This window comes from Gelidibacter sp., from assembly GCF_035577925.1.
Classification (GTDB): Bacteria; Bacteroidota; Bacteroidia; order Flavobacteriales; family Flavobacteriaceae; genus Gelidibacter.
This window is the reverse complement of the sequence record NZ_DATJCY010000173.1, coordinates 1-3,282: the sequence shown is the minus strand read 5'-3', so window position 1 is coordinate 3,282 and position 3,282 is coordinate 1. Positions and strand designations below refer to the sequence as shown.

Annotated in this window: 3 protein-coding genes; 2 read left to right on the top strand and 1 reads right to left on the bottom strand. The window is 34.9% G+C overall.

Annotated features, from left to right (window positions below; all coding sequences use genetic code 11):
- Positions 1 to 176: 176 nt before the first annotated feature.
- Positions 177 to 1,472, bottom strand: coding sequence for an anthranilate synthase component I family protein (locus VNJ50_RS06170; protein WP_325580052.1), 1,296 nt, complete (start codon positions 1,470 to 1,472; stop codon positions 177 to 179).
- A gap of 82 nt (positions 1,473 to 1,554) precedes the next feature.
- On the opposite strand from VNJ50_RS06170, the gene VNJ50_RS06165 reads away from it, so the two are divergent.
- A complete protein-coding gene (locus VNJ50_RS06165; protein WP_325580050.1) occupies positions 1,555 to 2,445 on the top strand; it encodes an aldose 1-epimerase family protein in 891 nt (296 codons plus the stop codon).
- 122 nt (positions 2,446 to 2,567) lie between these two features.
- On the top strand, positions 2,568 to 3,282 hold a 715-nt coding region (locus tag VNJ50_RS06160), incomplete at its 3' end, for a DEAD/DEAH box helicase (RefSeq protein WP_325580048.1).

The following is a 3,282-nucleotide window of genomic DNA, read 5'->3' as shown; positions in this document are numbered from 1 at the left end:
GCCAACGACATATTCAACTTTAATTTATGGCATAAATGCGCTAAAACCACACTGTCCAAACCACCAGAAACAGCCAACAGCAACTTGCTATCCTTAAGAATATCTAAATGTGTATTAAGATGTTGTTCAAAAATCGGTATCATTTTTTAGATTTTAAAATACGCATATATTTATTTCTAGATCTCATTTTCCAAGACGCTCTGCATCGCTTTTGCCTTAATAAAACATTCTTCGTATTCTTTTAAAGGATCGCTTTGGGCAGTAATCGCGCTTCCAACAGAATATGATACATAGTTGTTTTTTGAGTTGTATAAGATACTTCTAATAACGACGCTAAAATCAAAATTACCTTTCGGATCAAAATAACCAATAGCACCGGAATATAGTCCACGCTTGGTTTCTTCAAGATTTTCGATGATTTTCATTGCTGAAATTTTTGGTGCGCCCGTCATACTGCCCATTGGAAAAGTAGATTTTAAAATACTAACCGCCGACGTTTCTTTTTCAACTAAAGACGTAATGGTCGATATTAATTGATGCACTTGCTCAAAGGTATAAACTTCACAAAGTTCTTCGACATGCACACTTCCTTTTTTTGCTGTATGCGACAGATCATTGCGCACCAAATCGACAATCATGATGTTTTCACTGCGCTCTTTGTCGTTGTTTTTGAGCTCACTTTTCAATTCCTGATCTATAATTTTATCGGCTGATCGTTTTGCGGTTCCCTTTATAGGTTGTGAAATTACAATTTGATTTTCTTTTTTTAAATACCGTTCGGGTGATGCCGATAACGCATAATAATGATGGTTTTTAAAATATGCAGCAAACGGCGCTTTGGAGATGGCATTAAGTTTTTGATAAATTCGGAATGGATCAATCTGCGTGTTTTCGGCAAAAAATTCCTGACAAAAATTAGCTTCATAAATATCACCACGATGAATATGTGCCAACATAGTATTGACTTTTTCCAAATATTGATCTTTGGTCAATCGTAATTTAATATTTATTTTTTCAGAAATAATGACCTCTTCTTTTTCTTTGATTTGTTGAATGGCACTCAAATCAGATTCAAACATATCAGCCACCGCATTCAAATACAACATTTTCACTTCGTCACCTTTAATCAAAAATATTTTTTTAGGCTGAAAAAAAAAGAGTTCCGGAAAATTTAATCCATCAAATTGATTGGATTGAAGAGGTTCTATGTCATTTTTTAAATCGTAAGTGAGATAACCAAAAATCCAGTCTTTGGTTTTATTTTGATAGTCTTCTAATTGTTTAAATGAGCCAGTGTAACAAGTTGAAATACAGGAAAATGCATCAATAGCCAAAACCACATCGTAAGTACTATACTTTTGATGATGATTATTGGAATCCAACCAAACCACTTCCTCAAATTGCTGGCTCCACAACAAAAGTTGTTGTTTAAAATTTGGCGATTTTATGGTAAAGACGTACTGTGTTCTCAAGGTTAAATTTTACGGAAGTAAAGTTAATGAGATTCTACAAACTTAATAAGAACTTTGTACTTTAGTTAAAAATATCAAAACCATGTTTACTCTAGAAAATACGCTTTTGACCCTATCCATTCATCCTACTGGTGCAGAATTACAAAAAATTTCAGCTGTGAAAAATAACTTGGAATTTATGTGGAATGGAAATCCTGATGTTTGGAGTGGCCATGCGCCAAATTTATTTCCTATTGTTGGTGAATTAAAAGAAGGTCGTTTTTTATATGACCATACCGCCTACAACTTACCAAGACACGGATTTGCCAGACATAGCGATGCTTTTGAAATTTCGGATAAAAGTTCAAACCATTTGACATTTACATTATTATATTCGGAAGAAACACTTGCGGTTTATCCCTTTAAATTTGAGTTTTCGGTAAAATACGAATTGATAGTTAATCGAATTAAAATCACTTACAGCGTTAAAAACCGAGATGATAAAACTATTTATTTTTCTGTTGGCGGCCATCCTGCATTTAAATGCCCTCTATATCCTGATGAGAATTATGACGATTATAATTTGCGATTTGAACATCCCGAAACATCACAAACGCATTTACTAAACCTCAAAACAGGATTGTTTACTTCTAAAACAGAAACCGTTTTTAATTCGCCAGAAACCATCCACTTGACCGCTCATCTATTTGATAAAGATGCTTTGGTTTTCAAGGATTTGAAATCACGAAAAATCACCCTCGAAAGCAAAAAACATGGGGCTATTTTGGATTTTAATTTTGAGGATTTTCCATTCTTGGGAATTTGGGCAAAACCAAATGCCAATTTTGTTTGCATCGAGCCTTGGCAAGGTTTGGCCGATTCTGAAAACAGTAGTCAAATTTTAAAAGAAAAAGAAGGCATTGTAGCGTTAGAAAAAGATAAAACCTATAACGCGTCATATACCATTCAAATACATGAATCGCATTTAGTGTAAGTTAATTTTTTAGCATTAACTTTGCACCTTGAAAAATTAGGATTCTAAGATGTCATTCATAAAAACAAAACACATATATCCTTCATTTTCAAACACCACCAAACCATAAAACCACAAACACAGTGAGTTTCAGAGATCTAAATTTAAACAACCCATTATATAATGCCTTAGACGATTTGGGGTTCACCACGCCCACGCCCATCCAAAAAGAGGCTTTTAATGTCGTGGCTTCGGGCAGAGATGTGGTAGGAATTGCACAAACTGGAACGGGTAAAACCTATGCCTATATGTTGCCCATTCTTAAAAATTTGCCATTTTCAAAGCAAGCCAATCCTAGAGTTGTAATCATGGTTCCAACGCGCGAATTGGTGGTTCAGGTGGTTGAAGAAATCGAAAAACTTACCAAATACATTAATGTACGCATACTTGGTGTTTATGGCGGTGTGAACATAAATCCGCAAAAACAAGCCGTTTCACAAGGATTGGACATTTTGGTTGCCACGCCAGGTCGCTTATTTGATTTGGCCGTTAGCCACGTTTTACAACTCAAATCGGTTCAAAAAATAGTTATTGATGAAGTGGATGTGATGCTAGATTTAGGTTTTAGACATCAACTTTTAAATATTTTTGACATCTTACCAGAACGTCGTCAGAACATTATGTTTTCGGCAACCATGACCGATGATGTTGATGAGTTTATCAATGATTTTTTTACGGCTCCCCTACAGGTAACCATTGCAATTTCAGGAACACCACTCGAAAACATTAGTCAAGAACGCTATGATATTCCTAACTTTTATTCAAAAGTCAATGTTCTGGAGCATCTACTGAGCGATA